Origin of the sequence: Hymenobacter persicinus, from assembly GCF_004167665.1 — a bacterium.
GTDB classification, from domain to species: domain Bacteria; phylum Bacteroidota; class Bacteroidia; order Cytophagales; family Hymenobacteraceae; genus Hymenobacter; species Hymenobacter persicinus.
Genome location: NZ_SEWE01000035.1, coordinates 29,744 through 52,408 on the forward strand (window position 1 = coordinate 29,744; position 22,665 = coordinate 52,408).

A 22,665-nucleotide genomic window follows, 5' to 3' on the forward strand; every position below is an offset into this window, starting at 1 on the left:
GCTTACGCGAAAAGCCCCGGCCGTGGCTATCTGCTTCATCGGAACCAGGCCAACCCACCACTTTTTCGGACTGTTAGGTTAGCTGCGCGGCCCGCACCGCCGGCCGGGTGGCCGGGCTGCTAGCCTTCAGCTGCTGGGCTGTGTAGTGAGCGAGGGCCATAATGGTAAGCATGGGATTAACGCCGCTGCAAGCCGGAAAAGCCGAGGCGTCGGCCACGAACAGGTTTTTCACCTCGTAGGTCTCGCCGTTGGGCCCCACCGGGTGGGTGGCAGCTCCCCCGCCCATGCGGCAGGTGCTCATCTGGTGGGCGCTGTAGAGGCCAAACTGGTTGGCTTTCCAGCTCAGGTGGGGCAAGCGGTCCAGCACTTCCGGGTTCTGAATACGGCCATCTTGGGCGTGCAGGGTGGGCAGCGTGCCGTGGGGCAAATACACGGTGGTGGCCCCGGCGGCGGCGTGAATTTCAGCGGCGGCCCGCACGCCCTGCAGCATGCTGGCCCGGTCGAAGTCGCTGAGGGCGTAGTCGATGAGTGGGGCACCGTGTTTATCGATGCGCACGCGGCCCCCGTCCCGGTCCCGGGTCAGCACGATAAAGCTGCCCAGCCGGGCCGCGTCGAGCATCATCTGCTTGTGCTGCTCGCCGTTGAGCCAGGGCAGCACCATGGCCATCAGGCCGGTGTGGGCGGGTGGCGTCTCGATTTTGGCCCCGAAGTTGGTGCCGTTAAGCTTCGTAAAGCTGTCGTTGACCACTGACATGCTCGGGCCGTGCCAGGGGTCCATGCGGTGCGGGTACAGTGCCGACACGACCACGGTGGGGTGCAGATGCAGGTGCTGGCCCAGGTGGGGGTGGCGCAGCCCACTGCGCAGCAGCAGGGCCGGCGACTGAATGGCGCCGCCGGCCACTACCACGCGCCGGGCCCGCACGGTTACGCGCACCGGCCGGCCGTCGGCGGTGGTATGCACGGCCTCGGCGCCGGTGGCGTACCCGGCTTCAATGGTTACGCGCTCCACCCGGGTATCGGCCAGTATGCGGGCCCCGTGCTCGAAGGCCCGCAGCAGGTAGGTATTCAGCGTGCCCTGCTTGATGCCGTACCGGTCGCCGAGCGTGGAGTAGCCCAGGCCCTGAAAGTGCAAATCCGCGTCGGTCAGGCCTTTTTCGTTGCGCGGAATCAGCTTCACCTCCTGTCCCAGCTTCGTGGAGCCGTCCCAGAGAGCCTGGTTCTGGCCGTTGTGGCGGGTGTAGTCGGTGTTCACGCTCAGCGCCCGGGATACGGCGTCGAGGCTCCGCTTGAATTCCTGGGAAGTGAAATGGGGCACCTGATGCTCCCGGGCCCACTCCTCAAGCACGTAGTCGGGAGTGCGGAACGAGCCGGCCCAGTTCACGGTGGTGCCGCCGCCCAGGCAGCTGCCGGCCAGCAGGCCCACGCCGCCGTCCTGGGTGCTGAGCGTACCCTTGGCGTCGTAGAGCCGGCCCAGCATGTCTACTTCGCGCTGGGTGAAGTCGCAGCCGTGGCAGTAGGGCCCTTTTTCGAGCATCAGCACGTTTTGGCCCGCGGCAGCCAATTCCCCGGCCACCACCCCGCCGCCCGCTCCGCTGCCAATCACGAGCACGTCGCAGTCGTAGGTCACGTCGGCAATAGGCTGCAGGGTCTGGATGGGCCGGGGCGAGTCGACCACGTCGTCGGGCAGTGGCCCGGCGTAGCCCATAGCTGCCCAGGCCCCGTTGGGCACCGTGGCGCTGGAGCTGCCGTAATACAGAAACAGCAGCAGCTTGCGCAGGGCCCCAAAGCCTTTGCGCAGCTGGGGCAAATTACTCTGGGCCCAGCTGCGCAGCAGTTGCTGGCGCTGCTCCCCCGATAAGCGGTGAAACGGCTTCAGCGGACCCAGCCAAGTGAGGCCCAGCATGGGGCTGTCGAGCAACCCGAGCAGCTTCCAGAATTCCTGTTGGGCGCCCTGGGGCTGCTCGGCAATGGCTTCGAACACCAGCTCCACGTCGACGCCCTCCGAGCCCCGGCGGCGCCAGAAGTCGGCGTGGTCGGCCTTGCCCTCGAAACCGGGAATAAACGTGTCGGCGAGGGCGCGCAGGGTGAGGCGGTGGGCGGCGGTGGGCAGCATGAGCAGCGGAGTGGAGCAGGAACAAGGCCCCGGCTCCGAATCAGAGAGCGTAGGCCTCCGAAAATATCGGCAATTTTTCTCAAATACTCGGCATGCAGCATTGTTGCTGAGAACAATTCTCCGCGGCACGGGCGGGGGTCGCAAGTATCAGAGGCAGAAACCGGCGGATTAAAACCAGCGCATCACCAGCGCAATCATGCGCCGGACCTTGGGCGTGTAGGGCGGGTAAAGCAGCTTCACCGTGGTTGCGCCCACGCGCTGCTGGAGCACACCCTTCAGGTTGGAAAACGTGTCGAAGCCGTAGCGGCCGTGGCAGCGGCCCATGCCGCTGTTGCCCAGGCCGCCAAAGGGCAGCTCGGGGTGCATCAGATGCACCACCGTGTCGTTGATGGCGGCCCCGCCGGAGGGGGCGTGCTGCAAAAGGTAACGGCGGTGGTCGGCGCTGCGCGAAAACAGGTAGAGCGCCAGCGGGCGGGGCCGCTGGTTGATAAAGTCCGCCGCCTCCATGAGCGTGCGGTAAGTGCGCATGGGCAAGATGGGGCCGAAAATCTCCTCCCGCCAGAGGCCCGCATCCTCGGGCACGCCGTCGATAAGGGTGGGCTCGATAAAACACTCCGTGGAGTCGACGATGCCGCCCATTTCGAGCGTGCCGCCCCGCCGCTGCCCTTCCTCCAGCAGCTGGCTCAGGCGCTGAAAATGGTGGCTATTGACGATGCGGGCAAAGGAATCAGACTTCTGCACGCCCTCGCCGGCGGGGTCGTGGAGGCGGCGGGTGGCGGCCCGGATCTGCTGTACCAGCTCGTCGCGGACCTGTTCGTGCACCAGCAGGTAGTCGGGGGCCACGCAGGTCTGGCCGGCGTTGAGAAACTTGCCCCAGACGATTTTCTCGGCCGCGTCGCGCAGGTTGGCCGTCTCGTCCACCACCACCGGCGACTTGCCGCCCAGCTCCAGGGTCACGGAGGTAAGGTGCTCGGCGGCGGCCCGCATCACCACTTTGCCCACCTGAGGGCTGCCGGTGAAGAAAATGTGGTCGAAAGGCAGGCGCAACAGGGCCGTCGAAACGTCCTTGTCGCCCTCGCAGACGACCACCTCGGCCGGGTCGAAGGTTTCCTCGACCAGCTCCCGGAGTAGGCGGCTGGTAGCGGGCGTCATTTCCGAGGGCTTCAGAATGCAGCAGTTGCCGGCCGCCACTGCCGAAATCAGCGGGTCGAGGGCCAGGTAAAACGGGTAGTTCCAGGGCGCAATGATGAGCACCACGCCCTTGGGCTCGGGCTGCACCCAGCCCCGGGCCCCGAACAAGGGCAGCGGCGTGCCTACCCGGCGGCGGCTCATCCACTGCTTCAGGTGCTGGAGCGTGTGCTGGAGCTCAATCTGGGAGGTGTAGATTTCCGAAAGGTCGACTTCCGGGCCGGGCTTGCGAAAATCAGCGTACAAGGCCTGCTGAATGCGCGGCTGGTTGCGGCTCAACCAGTCGGCGAGCTTGCGCAGGCGGGCAGCCCGGGCTTCCCAATTTTCCTGGCGCAGGGCCGCACTGCGCGCCCGCAGCCGCTCGAACAGGGCCGCAATGGTTTCTTCACTCACAACGGCTAGCGGGGCAGAGACGGCAGAAGACATGGGCAGCGCGAAAAAAAGAGTGGGAAGCAGTCAAGGTCGGCAAGCCGCCCCCGAAAAGCAAGTCTGGGCCGCTACGAGTCTTTGCGGTGGGCTTTGAGGTATTCCTTGGCCTCGCGGTACTGGGGCGTGTCGCGGGCGGCCTTGTCCTCGACCTCGGAATAGTAGCGCACGGCGGCCGGCGTGTCGTGGGCGTCGTCGGCGAGGCGGGCCAGGTTCAGATTGGCCGACAGGTAAAACCCGCTGCTGGTTTCGCCGGTGCTTTCGGCAAAGACCACGCAGCGCTGAAAATACTCCCGGGCCTTGTCGTACTGCTGACGCTGCTGCATGAAGGTGCCCAGGAAGTAGGTGGCGTAGCGCCCACTGATGGCTTCGTAACCGGGCAGCCCCTGGTTGATTTTCGCCAGAATCTCCCGGCTGACCCGCTCGCACTCCGCCTGGTCGTTGAGGTGAAAGCAGTTCAGGGCGTAGAAGCGCTGGAAATAGGCGTTGTCGGGGAAATTGGTGGCCAAATAGTGCGAGGTGGGCAGGGTCGCAGCCAGGTTTTTTTCCTCGTCAAACAGAATCTGCATCAGAAAAAACTTGGCCTCGGTGGCCGTATAAAAGCCGTTGTCGGCCGCGCTGCGCAGCTGGCGCAGGCCGAGCTGCTTGTTGCCCTTGGGGAAGAACAGCATCACGGGGCGCAGCAGCGGGTAGTTGTCGGCAATCCAGACCTGGTAGTAGTTGAACAAGGCCTGCCCGAACAGAAACTCCGGACTCAGCCCGTTGGCCTCCTTGCTTTTGTCGAGGTAGTCGAGGGCCCGCTTGCTGCTGACGGTGGCCTTGCTCCAGTTTTTGCGCTCGGCGTTGAGGTGGGCGTCGAAGCCGTAGGCGGCCGAGAGAAAAAAGCAGGCCTCGTAGTTTTTGCCATCCTGGCGGTAGAGCACCTCGGCCTTGGTGACGGTGGTATCCATGTAGGCGAAGAAGATCTTGTCGTACTTCTTCTCCTTCAGGCTCGTGGGCATGATTTTCCACCACTGGCTCAGGCCCATGAGCAGGTAGGGCAAAGGGTGCTCGGGGTAGCGGCGGCGCAGGGAGCGAAACTGCTTTTCGGCCTTATCGAACTTGAAGTTGTAGAGGTTGTGAATGGCCCCGTCGAGCTCGGTCTGAATGTCTTTATCGAGCAGCAGCCAGCCCTTGGAATCCGCCGTGGGCGCCACGTCCACGTTGCTGAGGTCAATCTTGCGCATCACCGGCACCCGCGCGCTGTCCGGGCGCTGGGCGTAGCCAAGCCAAGGCACGAGCAGAAGCAGCAAAAGAAGGCGGTTACGATACATACGACGGCGGGGCGCTACGGGGGCCGCTAAGATAGCAGCGGGGGTGGTTAGTTTTCTGGGCGGGCTGGGGCCTGCTCTTTCCGCCTGAAAGACAATCTTTTGCTTGAACCTGTTCGCCGCGGCACACTAATTCTTGCCCGCTCGTGTTGCAGTCGGGAATCCGGGTGGCCCCGGGCCGGGTTCAGCCGCCTTATCCGGGGAGCCCGCAGTATGCGCTTATTTCTAGCTGTTTCTTCGTTTGCCCAGGCCGTCGGATGCGGGCTGTGCCGCCCGGGGCGGGTGGCAGGCCTACTGCTGCTGGCTTTGCTGGCTACGGCCGCCCAGCCCGCCCCGGCCCCGCTGCCCCCGCTGGTGCTCCAGGCCCCGCAGCTGCGCCTGGAGCCCCGGGAGTTCTACGTGGCCGCCCTGGAAGATGCCCGGCCCACTCCGCTGGCCGTGGCCGAGCTGTGGGCGCTGCCGACGGCCCCGGCCCCGGGCCCGGGCAGCTTGCAGCAGGTCGATTTGCAGGGCGGCAGCCTGCCGGCCCTGCGCCGCTTCGTGCAGCAGAGCCTGGCCCGCAACCCCGCCCTGCGCCCCGTCACGATTCGCCTCACCGAGTGCCGCATCAGTGAACAGCCCGTGGCCGGGGCGCCCGGGCAGGTGGAAGGGCGCGTAACGGTGGGCATGACCTTCGAGTGGGCCCGCAACGGCCAGCGCCTGCCCCTGACTACCTACCGCGGGGCGGCCCGCTACCTGCGCCCGGCCCGGCAGCTGACGGTAGTGGAGCCCACCCTGCGCCAGGCGCTGAGCGAGGCCCTGAACTACCTCAACACCTGGATGAATCAGCAGGCCCGCCACAACCCGGTGCTGGCCCGGGGCGTGTGCCTGACCCTGGACGACTACACCCGCAATACCGACCCGGACACGTTGTTTTACGCCCCCGGCCGCCCCCTGGCCGTGGCCGACTTTCTGGGGCCGACCCGGCCGGGGCACTACGCGGCGGCCGTGTTTCCCAGCTTTGCCTTCAGCGCCCAGCCCACGATGGAGCAGGGGTGGCTGCACCTGCGCGTGCAGGTGAAAGTGTTCGTGGTCCGGCACTCGTCCTGGATTTCGGCCACCAGCCGCGACGCTTATACCCTCAACCACGAGCAGCGCCACTTCGACCTGGTGAAGCTAGTCGCCGAGCGGTTCAAGCAGAAGATTCAGCCCGCCAACCTGACCGTGGAAGACTACAACGCCACGATGCAGCTGGCTTACTTCACCTCGTTTCAGGAAATGAACCGCCTGCAGGAGCAATACGACGCCGAAACCAGCAACGGCAGCAACTCCGCCGCTCAGCAGCGCTGGGACCAGCGCATCAGTGCCGAGCTGCGGGCCTTGGCGCCGGCCCGGTAAGCTGTCGGCCGGTTGCGCGCAGCGGGCGGCGGCCAGTATATTTGCCGGGTGCTCCCCCACCCCCTGTTCCGTCAGCTGTTGCTGTTCACCCTGCTGCTGGCGGGGCCGGCCGGGGCGTGGGCGCAGGCCAAAGGCAAGACGGCGCCTACAATCATTCTGTTCGTGGGCAACAGCTTCTTTCACGGCAAGTACCCGCCGGTGCTGCGCTACAACACGGACAGCGTCAGAAATGAGCTGGTCCGGACTCCGGAACCCGCGCGGGCACCCGGCTGGGGCGGCACGCCGGGCATCTTCAAGAAGCTCACCGACCAGGCTGGCTTAGCCTACGAAGTGCACCTGGAAGCCATCAACGGCCAGTCGTTGCAGTACCACTACGACAATGCCCTGGCCGTCATTCAGCAGCCGCGCTGGGACGTGGTGGTGCTCCAGGAGCACAGCACTTGGCCCCTGCCGGTCCGGCGCACCGGCAAGCCTGAGCTGTTTCGGGAGTACGCCGTCCGGCTCGAACAGGCCGTGCACGCAGCCAACCCCGCCGCCCGCGTGTTTCTCTACCAGACCTGGCCCCGGGCCGACTTGCACTACCCGCCCGAGGTGCCCTACAGCGGCCTGCCCATCGACTCGATGACCCGGGACTTGCACGCGGCCTACTACGGAGTGCTGGGGCTAGATTCACGGCTGGCGGGCGTGGTGCCCGTCGGGGATGCCTGGCTGCGGGCCGTGCAAACCGGCGTGGCCGTGCGCAACCCCTACGCCCCCGAGGGCGGCAAGCTCGACTTATGGGGTGAAGACCACTATCACCCCAGCACCTGGGGGGCTTACCTGAACGCCTGCGTGCTGTTTGCCGAACTCACGGGCCGCAACCCGCAGATGCTGGGGGGACGGGAGCAGGCCGCCGCCGAGCTGGGCATTGCTCCCGCCGACGCCGTGCGCTTGCAGCGCATTGCCCAGGAGCAGGTGAGTCGGGCGCGGCACGTGCCCCACAAGGCCCCGGCCGCCGGGAAGTAGGTCGCCGCGGACGGGACAAAAAAAGGCGGCGGCAACTGTTGAGGTTGCCGCCGCCGCTATACGGTAAGTAGAGATACTATTACGTTCGATCGAAAAGGAGGATAGGAACCAGGGTTTTATGTCGGAGTAGAAAGCCGCTGAGCGACTGGGAACGATACAAAACAACAACATTGAATCCATCCTTCGTCCTATTACTCGACCATCACCCACCCAAACCCGACCAATTCTGCTCCTTGGTATTTTAGTCGAAGAATAACCCTCGTTAGTCGAAACCCGGCGCCGGTAAACCCGGCTTTCGCCCGAAAAAACAGCAACTTGCGCGTATGCAGCAACAAGACTCCGACCGGCCCAGTCGCTTCCCGCTGGCGTTTGAGCTCCTGATGTGGGCGGTGTACGTTGGCCTCTACAAATACTCGTGGTACCTCGAGAAGCTCCCGCCCCATCCGCGGGTAGCCTCTGATTTTCCGTACCCGCACCTGGCCGCGTTTGCCGGCTTGGCCACGCTCTACGTGGTTCCCTACTACCGCTGGCTGCTCCCGCTGCTGGTGCGGCGTCGGCGCTACTTCATGCTGCTCACCATCACGCTGGTGTACTTCTGGCAGGGCTCCCGGCTCAACTACGAGCTGACCACCCGGCTGTTTGCCTACCTGGGCACGCTGGGCGGCAGCTTCCGCAACCTGGCCCTGCTGCCGCCCTGGTGGAATCTGGAGCTGCCCGTCATCGACCTGATCAGCTTCGGCTGCGTGGCCTTCGTGCGCGTGGCCTTCGACCACGAAAACCGGCGCCGCCACCTGGAGCGCGACAACCTGGCTTTGCAGCTCGAACAGCTCAAAAGTCAGCTGCAGCCCCACTTTCTGTTCAATACCCTCAACAGCATCTACGGGCTGAGCCTGACCGGCTCCCCCGAAACGCCGCGCTTTATTCTGCTGCTGTCCGAGCTGATGCGCTACGTGCTCTACGACAGCGGCAAGGAGTACATTGCCCTGCCCGAGGAGGTGGTGTTTTTGGAAAACTACTTCGAAATGGAGCAGCGCCGCTACCCTTCGGCCCGCATCCGCTTCACGGCCACCGGCACCTCCGACCAGCTCCAGGTGCCCCCGCTGCTGCTGCTGCCCCTGGTCGAAAACAGCTTTAAGCACGGCCGCCACCACCTGGCCGACGCCGGCAACGTGGAAGCCACGCTCATTGCGGCCCTGGGCCACCTGCAGTTCACCATCGAAAACGACATGCTGCCCGCCCCGCCCGCGGCTTCGCCCCGGCGCGCTGGCGGCATCGGACTGGCCAACATCCGCCAGCGGCTCAACCTGTACTACCCCGACGCCCACGAGCTGCTGCTCACCGAAACCAACGGCCGCTTTCGGGCCCAGCTTACGCTGCACATCTAACTTGCCGGCCTCGGCCGCTGCCTTCAGGCTCTGTTATGACCAACACCCCCGCTCCCATCCGCTGCCTCGTCGTGGACGATGAGCCGCTGGCCCACCAGGTGCTCACCCAGTTCATTGCCCAGACGCCGGGCCTGACGTTGTCGGGCAAGTGCCGCAACGCCATGGAGGCCTTCGAGCACCTGACCCAGCACCCCGTCGACCTGATGTTTCTCGACATCGAAATGCCCCTGATGACGGGCCTCAACTTTCTGCGCACGCTCAAGGAAGCGCCCAAAACCATCCTGACCACGGCCTACCGCGAATACGCCTACGAAGGCTACGAGCTCGACGTATTGGACTACCTGCTCAAGCCCTTTTCCTACGAGCGGTTTGTGAAGGCCATCAGCCGCCTGACCGCCGTGCAGGCCGCCCCGGCCGCCGACTCCACCGAGGAAAAGTTTCTGCTCGTCAAGGAGCGCCAGGGCTTGCTCAAAGTCAGTCACCGCGACATTGTGTACGTGGAGGGCAGCAAGGACTACGTCAAAATCACAACGGCCGACAAAAGCTACCTGCTCCACCAGACCATGAAGGACATGGTGGAGCTGCTGGGGCCGGGCTTTCTGCGGGTGCACCGCTCCTTTATCGTGGCCGCGGCCCACATCAAGCTGCTCCAGCCCGAAAACGTGGTGCTCAACGACAGCACCTACATTCCCATCGGCAACTCCTACAAGGCCGAGGTGCTGGCTTTTTTTAAAAAGTAGGGCCCCAGGCGGCCTACTTCCGTACCCCCGCAGTGGCCACCAGGCTGTTGAGGTAGACTTCCAGCATCGTGTAGCCGTCGAGGCCCCGCTGGTTGCGGTCGGCGGCATCTTTGGGGTTGAGCTGGTGCGCGGCTTCCCAGGCGTCGGGCATGCCGTCGTGGTCGGCGTCGGCGGGGGCCGGCACAGATTGCAGCACCGGCCAGGCTTTTTGCGACACCTCGTAGGGCGTGCCGTGGGGGTAGCCGCCCTGCACGTCGATCAGGCGGCCAGTGCGGGTGCGCACGTTGCGAACAATGCGCTGGTCGAGCGTGTCGCGCCGGGGCCGGGTGGCGCCCACGTCCTGGAGCACCGCCTCGTAGGCCGCCGCCGCGGGCTGGGTCGTGACGGGCCCGAGGTCGAAGGGCTGGGCGGCCTGGGCCAGCACGGTGTCGGCGGCGGTGCCCCCGTTCATGGTCACGCCCCGCCAGTTGTGGCGGGTCACCTCGGCGCTGGCGTCCACGTAATTGCCGGCCAGGTAGAATTTGCCGTAGGGCAGCGGGTTTTTGCCCTCCGTGATTTTATACGGGTTCAGCACCCGGGCTTTCACGCTTTCCTTCGTGGCGGGGCCGTACTTGTAGTAGTTGCCCACGATGTTGTAGTTGCCGCCCTCCCCGGCGTACACATTGTTTTCGCCCCAGTTGTAGATGACGTTGTTGCGAAAGTCCACGTTTTCGAACCCGGCCGGGTGGGTGTAGCGGCTGCCGTTGAAGCGGGGCGTGCGGTTGTTGCAGCTGGCAAACAGGTTGTGGTGCATCGAGGCCCGCTGCCCGCCCCAGATGCCGCCGAAGCCGTGGCGCTCGAAGTCCTTGTCGCCGGCTTCGAAGTGGTAGGAGTAGTTGAGCGGCTCACTGATCAGGTTCCACTGCAGCGTGGTGCTGTCGCCCTCGTACACGGAGCACACCTCGTCGGTGCTCCAGCTCATGGAGCAGTGGTCGACAATCAGGCGGGAGTTGCGCAGCCCCCCGAAGGCATCGTCGCCGCCGGCCCCGTCGACCTGGCCCTGGTTCTGGTTTTTGTCGCCCATACGGAAGCGCAGAAAGCGCACGATGACGTTGTGGGCCTTCACGCTCACGGGGTAGTCGGCCAGGCAGATTCCGTCGCCGGGCGCGGTTTGCCCCGCCACGGTCGTGTTGGGCTTGCTGATGGTCAGCGGGGAGGTCAGGTGAATGGTGCCCGACACCCGAAACACGACCGTGCGCGGCCCGGCGCCCTTGGTCAGGGCGTAGCGCAGGCTGCCGGGCTGATTGTCGTCGCGCAGGTTGGTCACCTCAAACACGGTGGTGGGCACCTGCACCGTGCCCCGGCCCCCGGAAGTGTAGCGCCCGGCGCCTTCGGCCCCCGGGAAAGCCAGCGGAACCACGGCGGCGGGCTTGGTAATCAGGGCTACCAGCGCCACCGAGCTGATGGCAGCCCCGTGGCGTAAGGGCGAATAGCGCAGCCGCTGGTAGAGTCGGGCGAAGAGCATGGGATGGGAATAAGCGGGAACGGAACGGCACCGGAATCAGCGCCTTCAGTAGGCGGGGCCGGCTCGTTGATATTACCACAATGCTTCGGTGCGGACACCGGCCGGCGCCGGATTTCTTTGCGCAAACGTTGTCGGCAACGTTGCCGGTGCCGGGCGCCGGCGACTTTATCCAGCCCTGCTAGTCATGAATTGCCGATATTTGGGCTCGCCGCCCCGGGCTTCCGGCGGCTATTCCCCACCCTCTCCCATCTCAATGGACGTAAAAGACAGCAACGGCACCCTGCTCAGCGAAGGCGACTCGGTCACGCTCATCAAAGACCTGAAAGTAAAAGGCTCCTCGCAGACGCTCAAGCGCGGCACGCTCGTCAAGAACATCCGTCTCACGAACAGCGCCGAGGAAATTGAGGGGCGCGCCGGGGGCACCACGATGGTGCTCAAAACCCAGTTTTTGAAGAAAGCCTAAGCCCGTCCGGCTGCCTATGAGCCCTGTTGACTCCGAATCTGCCGCCCCGGCTGCGCCCGACCTGGGCGCGGACGCGCCGGCCGCCCCGCACCGGCACTTTATGGTGCACAAGCCCTTCGGCTACCTGAGCCAGTTTGTGGCCGATTTGAAGAAGAAAAAGGTGCTCGGTGCCCTCCACGACTTCCCGCCCGGTACCATGGCCATTGGCCGGCTCGACGAGCACAGCGAGGGCCTGCTGCTGCTCACCACCGACGGCAAGATGAGTGAGCAAGTGCGCAGCAAGAAAGTCGAGAAGGAGTACTACGCCCAGGTCGACGGCCTGATTACCGACGAGGCCGTGGCCCAACTGGAGCAGGGCGTCGAAATCGGGATTCGCCACGAGAAGTACCAGACCCTGCCCTGCCGGGCTTTCCGCCTGGATGAGGCGCCCGACTTTCCGGCCCGCACCCGCAAAATCCGCGACGACCGGCACGGGCCCACGAGCTGGGTGTCCATTACCCTGACCGAGGGCAAAAACCGCCAGATTCGAAAGATGACGGCGGCCGTGGGCTTCCCGACCCTGCGCCTGCTGCGCGTGCGCGTGGGCGCGCTGGAGCTGGGCGCACTGACGGCCGGCGAAGTGCGGGAAGTAGCCGATTTTTCCCTACCCGCGTAACGAGCTACTGCCGAAGCTTTGGTATATTCGGCCTCTGCTAGGTTTGCCCTCCCGCGCCGGCAGAGCCCGCACGGGCCCCGGCCGGGGTCCTTTCCGTACGCTGCCCCGGCCTGAACTTTCACCCGTACGTATCTGTCTTAATCTATCACCGGTTCTCTGGCTTGCCCCGCTTCTGATGGGCCCGGCCAGATTGAACACCTAACTACATCCGCTCATCATGGCCAGGTCCCAAGCATCCTTCGGCAAGAAGGAAAACGAGAAGAAACGTCAGAAAAACAAGAAGGAAAAAGAGGAGCGCAAGGAAGAGCGCCAGGCCAACGCCAAGAAAGGCCAGAGCCTGGACGAGATGCTGGCCTACGTGGACGAGAATGGCAACATCTCCACCACCCCGCCCGATCCGACGAAGCGCAAGGAAATCAACGCCGAGGACATCCACATCGGGGTGCCCAAGCAGGAAGATATGGACCCCGCCGACCTGATCCGCAAGGGTACGGTCACGTTCTTCAACGACTCGAAAGGCTACGGCTTTATTAAGGACTCGGAAACCGGGGAAAGCATTTTCGTGCACGCCAACTCGCTCAGCGGCCCGATCAAGGAAAATGATAAGGTGACGTTTGAGGTGGAAATGGGCCCGAAAGGCGCCAGCGCCACCGGCGTCAAGATTGCCGGGTAGAATTTTACCGGAAGACCTAAAAAAAGGCTGACGCTCCTCGGAGCGTCAGCCTTTTTTGTTTGGCCGCTGGGCCTGGCCTAGCTGATCGGGCGCAGCAGCCGCTCCCAGCGGATTTTGTGGAGCAGGTCGGCGTGGGGGTCGAGGGAAAACCAGACGAATACGGCCTTGCCCACGATGTGGTCTTCGGGCACGAAGCCCCAGAAGCGCGAGTCCTCGGAGTTGTGGCGGTTGTCGCCCAGCATGAAGTAGTAGTTCTGCTTGATGGTGTAGCTGGTCAGGGGCCGGCCGTGCTGCCAGATCTGACCCTGCTGCCAGCTGACGCCCTCGTTGTGCTCGTACTGGGCAATAATCTTGTAGTACACGGCCGCATTGGCCGGCGTCAGCGTGATAACCTGGCCCTTGCGGGGCACGGGCAGCGGGCCGTAGGCGTCGAGCTGCCAGCCGTGGGGCCGGGCACTCAGGGCGCCGGAATGGCGAAAGTCGGCCACGTCGGGAAACAGCGCCACCGGATAGTCGACCACCGTCAGGCTCCGCACGTAGGGCTGGCGGCGGAAATGCTCGGCCACCCGGGCCGGGCAGCTGATAACAAAGCCGGGCTTGCCGGTCTGCGGGTCGGCCACGGCGCGCGGAATGCCGTCGGGCTCGTTGTAGTCGACCACGCCCTGCTCGTGCAGCGCCTGGCGCACGGCATCGTCGGGGGCGTCCACCTGCATGAAGTAGGTGGTTTGGAGCTGGCCCGCCACTGCTCCCGGCTGGCCATTGAGAAAGACCTGCCCGCGCCGGATTTCGAGCGTGTCGCCGGCCACGGCCACGCAGCGCTTGATGAGGTGGGTGCGCAAGTCGGCGGGCCGCTGCTGCTCGTGGGGCACGTGAAACACAATCACGTCGTTGCGCTTGATGGAGCTGAAGCCGGGAAAGCGGTAGGTGGGCAGCTGAATCAGGTCGGAGTAGCTTTTGAGCCCCGTGCTGCCGATGGTCTGGTGGGTGAGCGGAACCTGCAGGGGCGTCTGGGGCGTGATGGGCCCGTAGTGCAGCCGGCTCACGAACAGGTAGTCGCCGACCAGCAGCGTGCTTTCCATCGAAGGCGTGGGAATGGTGTAGGCCTCCACGGCCGACCAGCGGATAAACGTGGCGGCCATGACGGCAAACACGATGGCGTCGCGCCACTCCCGGGCCTTGCTCTGGGGCTTGGAAACAGCAGCGCGGTGGCGGAGAAAGTTGAAAAAGCTCATACGGGTCGGGGAAAGAAGGGAAAGAATAGTAGCAGGAGAGCGGCGCGGCGCCGGTGCGGGTAGCATTGCCGGAGCCTACTATTCAGCTTTCAACGGCTCAGCTGCCGCCGGTAGTATGACCACTAAAAAAAGAGGTGCCGCCCCGGGAGCTGGCACCTCTTTTTTGATGGTCAGGGAGCAAGGCTGAGCTTACATGTCGTTGGGCTCCAGCGCGGTCAGGTTCTGCTCGGCCGCGGCGGCATCGGGGGTAGCGGTTGCGCGGCCGGCGTTTTTCGGGCGCGTGGCCAGGTAGCTGAGCCCCAGCGCGACGAGGGCAGTGCCGCCCACTACCTTCTGGGTGGTGCTGAGCTTGCTCAGGCCGCTGCCCTTGCCGAGCTTCCTGAGCGACTTGGCCGCCCCGCCGAGCAGGGACTTTTTGCCGGCTTTGGCCTTGGTCTTGGTTTTCTTGGTCTTTTTCATGGCTTGCGAATAACGAGGGGAAACGTGGTCGGAATGGTGGCGGCTACTGGTCGAGGAGCGGGCCCGCCGACTTTCTACCCGCCGGGCCGGACGGCTTGCCGGGGCGGGGGCTCTTGTGGTGTTTGTGGCTTTTGGGCGGGGCTGGCACTTCCTCGGCGCTGCCTTCCTCGGCGGCCGGCTCCGGGGCCGCGGGCAGCCGGGGCAGGTGGAGGTTGAAGGGAAAATCGGCGCCGTCGTTCTTGAGCTTGTTCAGGTAGAGCAGCCCGCCGGCCAGCAGGGCCAGGCCGCCCACCAGCTTCTGGCCGGGGCTGAGCTTGGCAATTTCGTCGGTGACCTTGCGGAATTTGCGCACGGAGAGGGCCGCCGCGTCGAAGAGGTCTTCGGCCACGTCATCCTTTTTGGAGTGCTTTTTCTTGTGCTTGCCCATGGCTGTGTACCGTCTGCCTGTGCCCGAAAGCCCGGGGTGGTGCGTCCGGCAAACCACCTCAGGTTCAGCCCAGTCCGGGCCGCCTAGAGTATTCGCAGAGTCTGCCCGAAAGGTTGTGCATTCGGCGGCCGGACCCGGCGAAACCGGTGCGGCGGCGGAGTAACGGGGGTATTGCTTTCTTTGGGCAGTTAAACTCCTCTATTCCTTTCCGTCTATGCCTTTCCGTAGTTTGCTCGTGTGGCTTCCGCTGCTGCTTTTCCTGATGCTTGGCCCGGGCCGCGGGGCGGCGGCGCAGTCGTCTTACCTGACCGCCATTCCGGACCCCAAAACCCTCGGCGAAAGCTACGTCAGTGACCCCGACCACCTGCTGCAGCCCGCCACGGTCCGGGACCTGAACGCCCTGCTGGGGCCGCTCGACCAGAGCCGCCGGGCCCACCTCGACGTGGTGCTGACCCGCAGCATCGGGCAGGAAGTGCCCAAGACGGCCGCCACGGCGCTGTTTAACCGCTGGAAAGTCGGGGACCGGCAGCTCAACAACGGCCTGCTGCTGCTGCTCGTGCTCGACCAGCGCCGGGTGGAGTTTGAAACTGGCTACGGCCTCGAAGCCGACCTGCCCGACATTCTCTGCTACCGCATTCAGCAGCGCTACATGGTGCCCTACCTGCGCCAGGGCCGCATCGACGAGGCCGTGCGCCAGGGCGTGGCCGCCCTGATTCGTCAGCTCACCACCGGCCGGATGGACCTGCCCGATTCCCTGGCCGCGGCCGACTCCGCCCCGGCCCTGTCGGACGCGGGAGCCGACACCCAGCCCCTGGGCTATGCCGCCGCGGACCCCGGGGCCTGGAGCGGCGGGCAGGCGGTCGGCGTGGGCGTGGCCCTGTTTTTCCTGGTGGCTCTGTCGCTGATTATGTGGATTGGCACCCCGGCTACCACCGGCCCGCGCCGGCTGCTGGCCGGCGGGCTGGTGCTGATTCTGGGTCTGTGGCTGCTGACCGTGCTGCTGAACTGGGCCGTGCCCCCGGCCGTGTTGATGGTGCTGGGCTACGGCTGGCCCCTGCTGTGCGCCCACCTCATGCTGCTGGGCGTGCAGCGCGAGTACGCCCAGCTGACCACCCCGAGCCGGCACGCCCGCTACGTATTTCTGAACGCAGCCCACCACGGCTGGGGCTGGCTGCGCTTCGTGTTTCCGCTGGGCCTGGCCCTGTACTGGCCCCGGTACCGCCGCCGCCTGGCCGCCCTGCGCGACGAGCCCTACGCCTGCCCCGCCTGCGGCCAGCCCATGCACCGCCTCCCCGACGCCCAGGACGACGCGGTGCTGCTGCCCGGCCAGCGCGCCGAGGAGCAGGTGGGCTCCATCGACTACGACGTGTGGGAGTGCGGCGCCTGCGGGGAGCAGCTGGTGCTTGACTACGCCAACCTGAGCACCGACGCGGAAATTTGCGTGAAGTGCAACCACCAGACGGCCCAGCCCCAGCCCGACGAGGAAATCGTGGCGGCTACTTCTTCCCACGGGGGCTGGGGTTGGCACGTGCTGCTGTGCGCCTTCTGCCAGCACGAGGAGCGCACCAAGTACACTACCAACCGCCTTTCCTCCAGCTCCTCCTCGTCGGGCAGCTCCTCGTCGTCGGGTGGCAGCTCCTCGTCGTCCAGCAGCGGGGGCAGCTCGGGCGGGGGCGGAGCCGGCAGCAGCTGGTAAGCGCGGCCCCGCCCCGGAAGCATGGCTTGGCCAGGCCCGCGCAGCAGCGTACCTTCTGGCCCTTTCTTTTCCGTTTTTCACCTTTGCTCTCGCCCGGCTGCCGGTGCGGGCAGCTTTTTTTCTTCGGCGCACATGCAAACCCAACAACAGCAGGCGGACGCAGTAGTAATCGGGGCCGGGCTGGCCGGGCTGGTGGCGGCCTCAGAGCTGGCCGCGGCCGGCAAGCGTGTGCTGCTGCTCGATCAGGAGCCCGAGCAGAATATGGGCGGGCAGGCCTTCTGGTCGTTCGGCGGGCTGTTTCTGGTTGACTCGCCCGAGCAGCGCCGCCTGCGCATCCACGACTCCTACGAGCTGGCCCTGTCCGACTGGCTGGGCAACGCCGACTTCGACCGGCCCGAGGACCTCTGGCCCCAGCGCTGGGCCGAGGCCTACGTCGGCTGGGCGGCGGGCGAGAAGCGCCGCTGGCTCGAGCAGGTGGGCATCAAGCTGTTTCCGGTGGTGGGCTGGGCCGAGCGGGGCGGCTACGGCGCCCGCGGGCCCGGCAACTCGGTGCCCCGCTTTCACGTGGCCTGGGGCACGGGCACCGGCGTGGTGGCCCCCTTCGCCGAGCGGGTGCGCGAGGCCGTCAAGAAGGGGCTGATTACGCTGAAGTTTCGCCACCGCGTGACCGAGCTGACGGTGGAAAACGGTGCCGTGGTGGGCGCCCGGGGCGAAGTACTGGAAGCTAGCAGTGCAGCCCGGGGCGAGCAAAGCTCCCGCACGGTGGTCGGCGACTTTAGCTTCCGCGCCCCGGCGGTAATCGTCACGGCCGGGGGCATCGGGGCCAACCACGAGCTGGTGCGCAAGAACTGGCCCGCCCGCCTCGGCACCCCGCCCGCCCACATGCTGTCCGGGGTGCCCGCGCACGTCGACGGGCTGATGCTGGGCATCACCCAGGCCGCCGGCGGCCACGTTATCAACGAGGACCGGATGTGGCACTACACCGAGGGCGTGGAAAACTGGGCGCCGATCTGGGCCCGGCACGGCATCCGCATTCTGCCCGGCCCCTCCTCGCTCTGGCTCGACGCCCGCGGCCAGCGCCTGCCGGGCCCCCTCTACCCCGGCTTCGACACGCTGGGCACGCTCAAGCACCTGCGCCAGACCGGCCACGACTACAGCTGGTTTATCCTGACCCAGAAAATCATCCGCCACGAGTTTGCCTTGTCGGGCTCGGAGCAGAACCCCGATTTGACCAACAAGAGCTGGCGGCAGACCCTGGGCCGGGCCTTCGGCAAGGGCGCGCCGGCGCCGGTGGAAGCCTTCAAGCAGCACGGCGCCGACTTCATCGTGCGCGACACCCTGCCCGAGCTGGTGCAGGCCATGAACGAGCTGAGTGGCGACAACCTGCTCGACTACCAGCAGATCGAGCAGGAAGTGCGGGCCCGGGACCTGCAGCTGGCCAACCCTTTCAGCAAGGACGGGCAGATTACGGCCATTCGCGGGGCTCGCAACTATATCGGCGACAAGCTCATTCGCACGGCCCCGCCCCACCGCCTGCTCGACCCCACCAAGGGCCCGCTCATTGCCGTGCGCCTGCACGTCATCACCCGCAAAAGCCTCGGCGGCCTCGAAACCGACCTCTCCAGCCGGGTGCTCGGTACCGACGGCCAGCCGATTCCGGGCCTCTACGCCGCGGGGGAAGTGGCCGGCTTCGGCGGGGGCGGCATGCACGGCTACCGGGCTCTGGAAGGCACGTTTCTGGGCGGCTGCCTGTACTCGGGCCGCATTGCCGGGCGAGCCGCAGCGGCGGCGCTGGGGTAGGCCGCGGGCGTTTATGAATACGTCCCCCGGCGGCCCCGCCGGGCTTGGTCACCCCTGCCTGCTATGTCCGTCTTTCTTTCCTCTATCAGCCAACTCCACCCCCTAAGCCCGGCTTTGACGGCCGCCCTGCTGGCCGGCACGGTGCGCGAAGAGCTGCCCGCCCACCATGTGCTGCTCCGGCCGGGGCAGGTGGCCCGCCGGGTCTATTTTCTGGAAACCGGGCTGGTCCGGGGCTATACGCTGCTGCACGGCCGCGAAATATCCTCCTGGTTTATGCCCGCCGGCAACTTCGTGATTTCTATTCTGAGCTTTCTTACCCAGCAGCCTTCCCAGGAGTACTTGGAGCTGCTGGAGCCTGCCGTGGTTCACTCCATCAGCTACGACCAGCTCCAGCGCTTCTACCAGGATTTTCCCGAGTTCAACTACATCGGTCGGCGGCTGGTGGAGAAGTACTACGTGCTCAGTGAGCAGCGCGCCCAGAACCTGCGCGCCCGCACCGCCGCCGAGCGGTACGACCTGCTGCTGCGTGACTTTCCCACGGTGTTTCAGCGGGTAGCCCTGCATCAGATTGCATCCCACCTGGGCATGGCCCCCGAGACGCTGAGCCGCCTGCGCAACAAGGCCGGCTAAGCCGGGGTGGCGGCGCGAAAATGACATTTGTCATGAAAAAGACTGGCCCCGGCCGGCACCTTTGGCTCCTCACCTGCTCTTGTCGTATGCTGGGTCCTACTGCTTCCGCCCCCCGCCCCTTTTCGCCCCACCCGCTGCCCTTACTCGTGGCCTTGCCGCTGGGCTTGGCCTTGCTCGGCGGCCTTGGCCTGGGCGACCATTACGGCGAAACAACCTGCCTCTTACTTGCTCCGCTGCTCATTCCGGTGGCGGTCTGGCTGATTGCCTTCTGCCGCCAGCCGGGACCCCTGACGAAGGCGTTTTTGTCGGCTGCCATTATTGCGTTGTACGACCTGAGCATCAAGCTCTACGGCGGCGGCAGCCACGACGCCGAGGGCCAGGGTGCATTCCATTTTCTGCTGCTGCTGGGCAGTCTGCCGTCCTTTCTGGTGTTGGTGGCCGCCCTCGACCAGCAGCAGAGCGGCACTCGGCGCCGCCGTCGGGTGGCTAAGGTGCTGTTCCTGGCTCTGCTCCTGCTGCATTTGGGGCTGACGGCCAATCTGGGCCTGGGCCGCTGCATCAACTGCTACTGAGTTACCCCTGAGCATCTAGTCGCAAATGCCCCGTTTATTGGCGCATTTGCCCACCGGCGCGGCTTCGGTAGCCGGGTATATTTGCTTTGTACCGTAACCCCTACCTCCATGGCTACTCAGATTTTCATCAACCTGCCCGTCCGCGACCTGAACGCCTCCGTGGCGTTTTTCACCCAGGTCGGCTTCCGCTTCAACCCCCAGTTCACCAACGAGCAGGGCGCCTGCATGATTATCAGCGACACGATTTACGTGATGCTGCTGGTGAAGCCCTTCTTCCAGTCCTTCACGACCAAGCAGGTTGTGGATGCCACCACCAGCGCCGAGGTTATCCTCTGCCTTTCGGCCGAGAGCCGCGCCGCCGTCGATGCCCTCGTCGACAAAGCCCTGGCGGCCGGCGGCCAGCAGCCCGAGGTGTTGCAGCCGGACCACGACTTCATGTACGGCCGCAACTTCCAGGACCTCGACGGCCACCTCTGGGAGGTGATGTACATGGACCCCAACTTCGTGCCCCAGGAGCAGCCCGCCGAAACCAACGTCGCGTAGCCGACCCGGTCCACCACAGGCCCCTGCTGCCGCCTGCCGCGGCCCGTGGCAGGCGGCTTTTTCGTGGGCGGACCCGGACGATGCTGCTTGCCGGTAAGCCAGCCCGGCAGCTCGGGGCCACGCCGGGTGCTAGGCCCGCTGGTTAGATAGGCTGAGTCGGGGAACGTCATTCCGAGCGAAGCCGAGGAATCTCGCGTGCTGACGTTGTAAAAGCCTTGTCATGCTGAGCTTGTCGAAGCACGACCCTTGTTTTAGCGGCTGAGCCCCCTCGGATCAGCTCACTCCCGGTCGAGGGTGGCGCGCTTACCCTGGGCGGCCAGGCGCACGGTTTCGGCCACGCGGCGGGCGCGGGTTTCCGCTTGCTTGGCCCCGAGCACCCAGGTCAGGATCTGCTTGCGGGCCGAGGGCGAGAAGGCGGCGAAGTGGCGGGCGGCGGCTTCGTCCGTGGCCAGGGCGGCGGCCAGGTCCTCGGGCACGAGGCCGGCTTCGGCGGCGTCGAGGCTTTCCCAGGCTCCGTTCAACTTGGCCCGCTCGATGGCGGCCCGCCCGGCGGGCAGCAGCTGCCCGGCCGCTTCGAGCCGCGTCAGCCGCTCCTTGTTCACCTTGCTCCAGCCGCTTTTGGGCTTGCGGGGCGTAAACAGCAGCTGGGTGCGGTCGGCGTCGAGCTTGCGGGGGTGGGAGTCGATCCAGCCGAAGCACAAGGCCTCCTCCACCGCCTCGGGGTAGGTAACGCTGGGCTGGCCGCTGGCTTTTTTACAGTACACCAGCCACACCCCGGGGGCGCTGGCGTGGTTATCGGTAAGCCACTGCCGCCACGCGGCGCGGCTGGGGGGCTGGGTTTGCGGGAAGGCGTCGGTGCGGGACATGGCGGGCAGGTAGCAGTTGAGATTCGGGAGCGGGGCCAAGTACGCAAAAGCGGCCGAAGCTTTGGAAGCTCCAGCCGCTTTTTCAGGGGTCGGGCGGGGCCTTAGCCGCAGGCTTTACAGCTAGTTCTTCGGCATGGCCACGTGCGGCTGATACCACACGTACAGCAGCTTTTGCAGCTCGGCCAAAGAAATCGGCTGGCCGGCTTCGTTGTAGGCGCTCATCTTCCGCAGCACTTTTTGCCTGGTACGCTCACTGCCCGGCGCGGTGTCGTTCAGCACCGTGGCCTGCTGCTCAAACCGTAGCTGCCCGGTGGGATAGTAGGAGTAGATAGTTTGGCGGAGGCTGTCGGTACGGGTGCTCACCCATTTCTCGAATAGGTACTGGCCCAGGCTGTCCTGGTTTTCGTCGAGGTACCGGGCGCGGTAGAGGATGTTGCCGTAGACGTCGTAGCGGGTGGAGTCCAGCACGGCGGCCCGCCAGCCCCGGGCGGCTTTGCCGGTGTAGCGGTTTACCCACAGGCCGGTTTCGGTGAACTGGTAGCGGCCGTCCGCCCCCCTGGTCACCACCAGCGGCCCGGTACACAGGTCGCCGGCGGTATTGGTGGCCCGCCAGTCTTTCACCAGCCGGCCCTGCTGGTCTATCAGGGCCCGCTCGGCCTTGCTCAAACTGTGGTGATACCAGTAGTCAGCGGTGGTTTTGTACGGACTAAAAACGGTGCAGCCGGCCAAGCCGGCCAGGACCGCTACACTACAGCAGAAGAGGCGCATGGGAAGGTGGGCAGAAACAAGCGTTAAGGAGAGCAATGCCCGTGAAGATACGCGCGCAGTTGAGTTGCGGGCGCGTAGAAGTCCTTCGGCACCGCCAAGCGACGGCGAGGACCCAGGTGAGCCTCAAAAGACTGCTGCTTTGCCAGGCTAGCTTACGTACTGGCTCCCCGGTTTGCCAAGCCGCCCGAAACTGTATGATTGATTTCGAAAAACTGTAAGTAGCCATACACAACCTGTATGAGCAATTGCAACCAGCTGCAAGTAGCCATACATACCTTGTATGACTACTTGCAGCTGCGTATACTTAGTCATACAAACTTCCTAGTCCATGCTTCCTCCTTCGGCAGATTCTCTGAACGTGCTGGCGCGCATCCGGCGCTGGTTTGGCCTGCGGCAAGACGAGCTGGCCGAATACCTGGGCGTCAGCCCGGTGCTGGTGCATAGCATCGAAACCAGCCGACGCGGTTTGAGTCAGGCCGTGGGGGCGGCCATGATCCCCCTGGCCCGGCAGCTGCCCAACCCCATTGCCCTGCTCGACGCCCCCCTGCCCGCCGGCCTCCCCCTGGATGCCCCGGCCCCCGACGCCGGGGAGCTGGACTTTCGCCGCCGCGTATGCCTGCAGCGGGCCGACCGGCTGCGCGCCCAGGCCGGCAAGCTGGCCCGCCAGGCCCACCTGGCCCAGCGCTGGCAGCAGGCGCTGCCCGCCCTGCTGCCCCCACCCGACGCCCCCGATGCCGAGCAGGCCGCCTGGCTGACCCGCTGGCTGCACCGCCGCGCCCGTCCGCTGTCGGTGGAGGATGTCACGCGCTGGCACCGGCTGCTGGCCCAGGCCC

At 65.5% G+C, this 22,665-nt stretch carries 22 protein-coding genes; 13 read left to right on the plus strand and 9 right to left on the minus strand.

Features of this window, described 5'->3' with window-relative positions; translation table 11 throughout:
• Window positions 1-73: 73 nt before the first annotated feature.
• From EWM57_RS15345 to EWM57_RS15355, 3 genes are all read right to left on the minus strand, one after another.
• Window positions 74-2,113, minus strand: coding sequence for an FAD-dependent oxidoreductase (locus EWM57_RS15345; protein WP_129922040.1), 2,040 nt, complete (start codon window positions 2,111-2,113; stop codon window positions 74-76).
• A gap of 168 nt (window positions 2,114-2,281) precedes the next feature.
• Window positions 2,282-3,727: an aldehyde dehydrogenase family protein gene (locus tag EWM57_RS15350; protein WP_129922041.1), complete on the minus strand. Its 1,446-nt coding sequence runs from the start codon at window positions 3,725-3,727 to the stop codon at window positions 2,282-2,284.
• Window positions 3,728-3,798: 71 nt separating this feature from the next.
• Window positions 3,799-5,019 (minus strand): tetratricopeptide repeat protein, encoded by a 1,221-nt coding sequence (locus EWM57_RS15355; protein ID WP_242510092.1) that lies wholly within the window; start codon window positions 5,017-5,019, stop codon window positions 3,799-3,801.
• Window positions 5,020-5,250: 231 nt separating this feature from the next.
• Between EWM57_RS15355 and EWM57_RS15360 the strand changes: the two genes are divergently transcribed.
• The 4 genes from EWM57_RS15360 to EWM57_RS15375 all read left to right on the plus strand — a co-directional run bounded on the left by EWM57_RS15360 (window position 5,251) and on the right by EWM57_RS15375 (window position 9,544).
• On the plus strand, window positions 5,251-6,414 hold the full coding sequence (locus EWM57_RS15360; protein WP_129922043.1) for a hypothetical protein: 1,164 nt from the start codon (window positions 5,251-5,253) through the stop codon (window positions 6,412-6,414).
• 48 nt (window positions 6,415-6,462) lie between these two features.
• Entirely contained in the window at window positions 6,463-7,419 is a 957-nt protein-coding gene (locus EWM57_RS15365) for a DUF4886 domain-containing protein (protein ID WP_129922044.1), read from the plus strand.
• Window positions 7,420-7,742: 323 nt separating this feature from the next.
• Window positions 7,743-8,804, plus strand: coding sequence for a sensor histidine kinase (locus EWM57_RS15370; protein ID WP_129922045.1), 1,062 nt, complete (start codon window positions 7,743-7,745; stop codon window positions 8,802-8,804).
• A gap of 35 nt (window positions 8,805-8,839) precedes the next feature.
• The gene (locus EWM57_RS15375) at window positions 8,840-9,544 is read left to right on the plus strand and encodes a LytR/AlgR family response regulator transcription factor (RefSeq protein WP_129922046.1); all 705 of its coding nucleotides are present in this window, start codon (window positions 8,840-8,842) and stop codon (window positions 9,542-9,544) included.
• A gap of 13 nt (window positions 9,545-9,557) precedes the next feature.
• Here the strand turns inward: EWM57_RS15375 and EWM57_RS15380 are convergent, their stop codons facing one another.
• Window positions 9,558-11,048, minus strand: a complete 1,491-nt coding sequence (locus EWM57_RS15380) for a pectate lyase family protein (RefSeq protein WP_242510093.1) — start codon at window positions 11,046-11,048, stop codon at window positions 9,558-9,560.
• A 253-nt stretch (window positions 11,049-11,301) separates the two neighbouring features.
• On the opposite strand from EWM57_RS15380, the gene EWM57_RS15385 reads away from it, so the two are divergent.
• The 3 genes from EWM57_RS15385 (at window position 11,302) to EWM57_RS15395 (ending at window position 12,839) form a co-directional block, all read left to right on the plus strand.
• The gene (locus tag EWM57_RS15385; protein ID WP_129922047.1) at window positions 11,302-11,511 is read left to right on the plus strand and encodes a zinc ribbon domain-containing protein YjdM; all 210 of its coding nucleotides are present in this window, start codon (window positions 11,302-11,304) and stop codon (window positions 11,509-11,511) included.
• A 16-nt stretch (window positions 11,512-11,527) separates the two neighbouring features.
• Complete coding sequence (locus tag EWM57_RS15390) at window positions 11,528-12,166, plus strand: pseudouridine synthase (protein WP_129922048.1); 639 nt, start codon at window positions 11,528-11,530, stop codon at window positions 12,164-12,166.
• A gap of 217 nt (window positions 12,167-12,383) precedes the next feature.
• A complete protein-coding gene (locus tag EWM57_RS15395) occupies window positions 12,384-12,839 on the plus strand; it encodes a cold-shock protein (RefSeq protein WP_129922049.1) in 456 nt (151 codons plus the stop codon).
• A gap of 77 nt (window positions 12,840-12,916) precedes the next feature.
• On the opposite strand, the gene lepB is transcribed toward EWM57_RS15395, so the two are convergent.
• From lepB to EWM57_RS15410, 3 genes are all read right to left on the minus strand, one after another.
• Entirely contained in the window at window positions 12,917-14,071 is a 1,155-nt protein-coding gene (gene lepB / locus EWM57_RS15400; protein ID WP_129922050.1) for a signal peptidase I, read from the minus strand.
• 189 nt (window positions 14,072-14,260) lie between these two features.
• Window positions 14,261-14,530, minus strand: a complete 270-nt coding sequence (locus EWM57_RS15405; protein ID WP_129922051.1) for a hypothetical protein — start codon at window positions 14,528-14,530, stop codon at window positions 14,261-14,263.
• 43 nt (window positions 14,531-14,573) lie between these two features.
• On the minus strand, window positions 14,574-14,957 hold the full coding sequence (locus tag EWM57_RS15410; RefSeq protein WP_129922052.1) for a hypothetical protein: 384 nt from the start codon (window positions 14,955-14,957) through the stop codon (window positions 14,574-14,576).
• A 214-nt stretch (window positions 14,958-15,171) separates the two neighbouring features.
• On the opposite strand from EWM57_RS15410, the gene EWM57_RS21425 reads away from it, so the two are divergent.
• The 5 genes from EWM57_RS21425 (at window position 15,172) to EWM57_RS15435 (ending at window position 20,198) form a co-directional block, all read left to right on the plus strand.
• Window positions 15,172-16,653, plus strand: a complete 1,482-nt coding sequence (locus EWM57_RS21425) for a TPM domain-containing protein (protein WP_207218330.1) — start codon at window positions 15,172-15,174, stop codon at window positions 16,651-16,653.
• A gap of 132 nt (window positions 16,654-16,785) precedes the next feature.
• Window positions 16,786-18,453 (plus strand): FAD-binding dehydrogenase, encoded by a 1,668-nt coding sequence (locus EWM57_RS15420; protein WP_129922053.1) that lies wholly within the window; start codon window positions 16,786-16,788, stop codon window positions 18,451-18,453.
• A 63-nt stretch (window positions 18,454-18,516) separates the two neighbouring features.
• Window positions 18,517-19,083, plus strand: a complete 567-nt coding sequence (locus EWM57_RS15425) for a Crp/Fnr family transcriptional regulator (protein ID WP_129922054.1) — start codon at window positions 18,517-18,519, stop codon at window positions 19,081-19,083.
• A gap of 86 nt (window positions 19,084-19,169) precedes the next feature.
• The gene (locus tag EWM57_RS15430) at window positions 19,170-19,655 is read left to right on the plus strand and encodes a hypothetical protein (RefSeq protein ID WP_129922055.1); all 486 of its coding nucleotides are present in this window, start codon (window positions 19,170-19,172) and stop codon (window positions 19,653-19,655) included.
• 108 nt (window positions 19,656-19,763) lie between these two features.
• Window positions 19,764-20,198: a VOC family protein gene (locus EWM57_RS15435; protein WP_129922056.1), complete on the plus strand. Its 435-nt coding sequence runs from the start codon at window positions 19,764-19,766 to the stop codon at window positions 20,196-20,198.
• Window positions 20,199-20,476: 278 nt separating this feature from the next.
• On the opposite strand, the gene EWM57_RS15440 is transcribed toward EWM57_RS15435, so the two are convergent.
• On the minus strand, window positions 20,477-21,064 hold the full coding sequence (locus EWM57_RS15440; protein ID WP_129922057.1) for a YdeI/OmpD-associated family protein: 588 nt from the start codon (window positions 21,062-21,064) through the stop codon (window positions 20,477-20,479).
• A gap of 120 nt (window positions 21,065-21,184) precedes the next feature.
• Complete coding sequence (locus tag EWM57_RS15445; protein WP_165370538.1) at window positions 21,185-21,730, minus strand: hypothetical protein; 546 nt, start codon at window positions 21,728-21,730, stop codon at window positions 21,185-21,187.
• Between the two features lie 430 nt (window positions 21,731-22,160).
• On the opposite strand from EWM57_RS15445, the gene EWM57_RS15450 reads away from it, so the two are divergent.
• Window positions 22,161-22,665, plus strand: a 505-nt coding sequence (locus EWM57_RS15450; RefSeq protein ID WP_129922059.1) for a helix-turn-helix domain-containing protein, incomplete at its 3' end; no start/stop codon positions are given.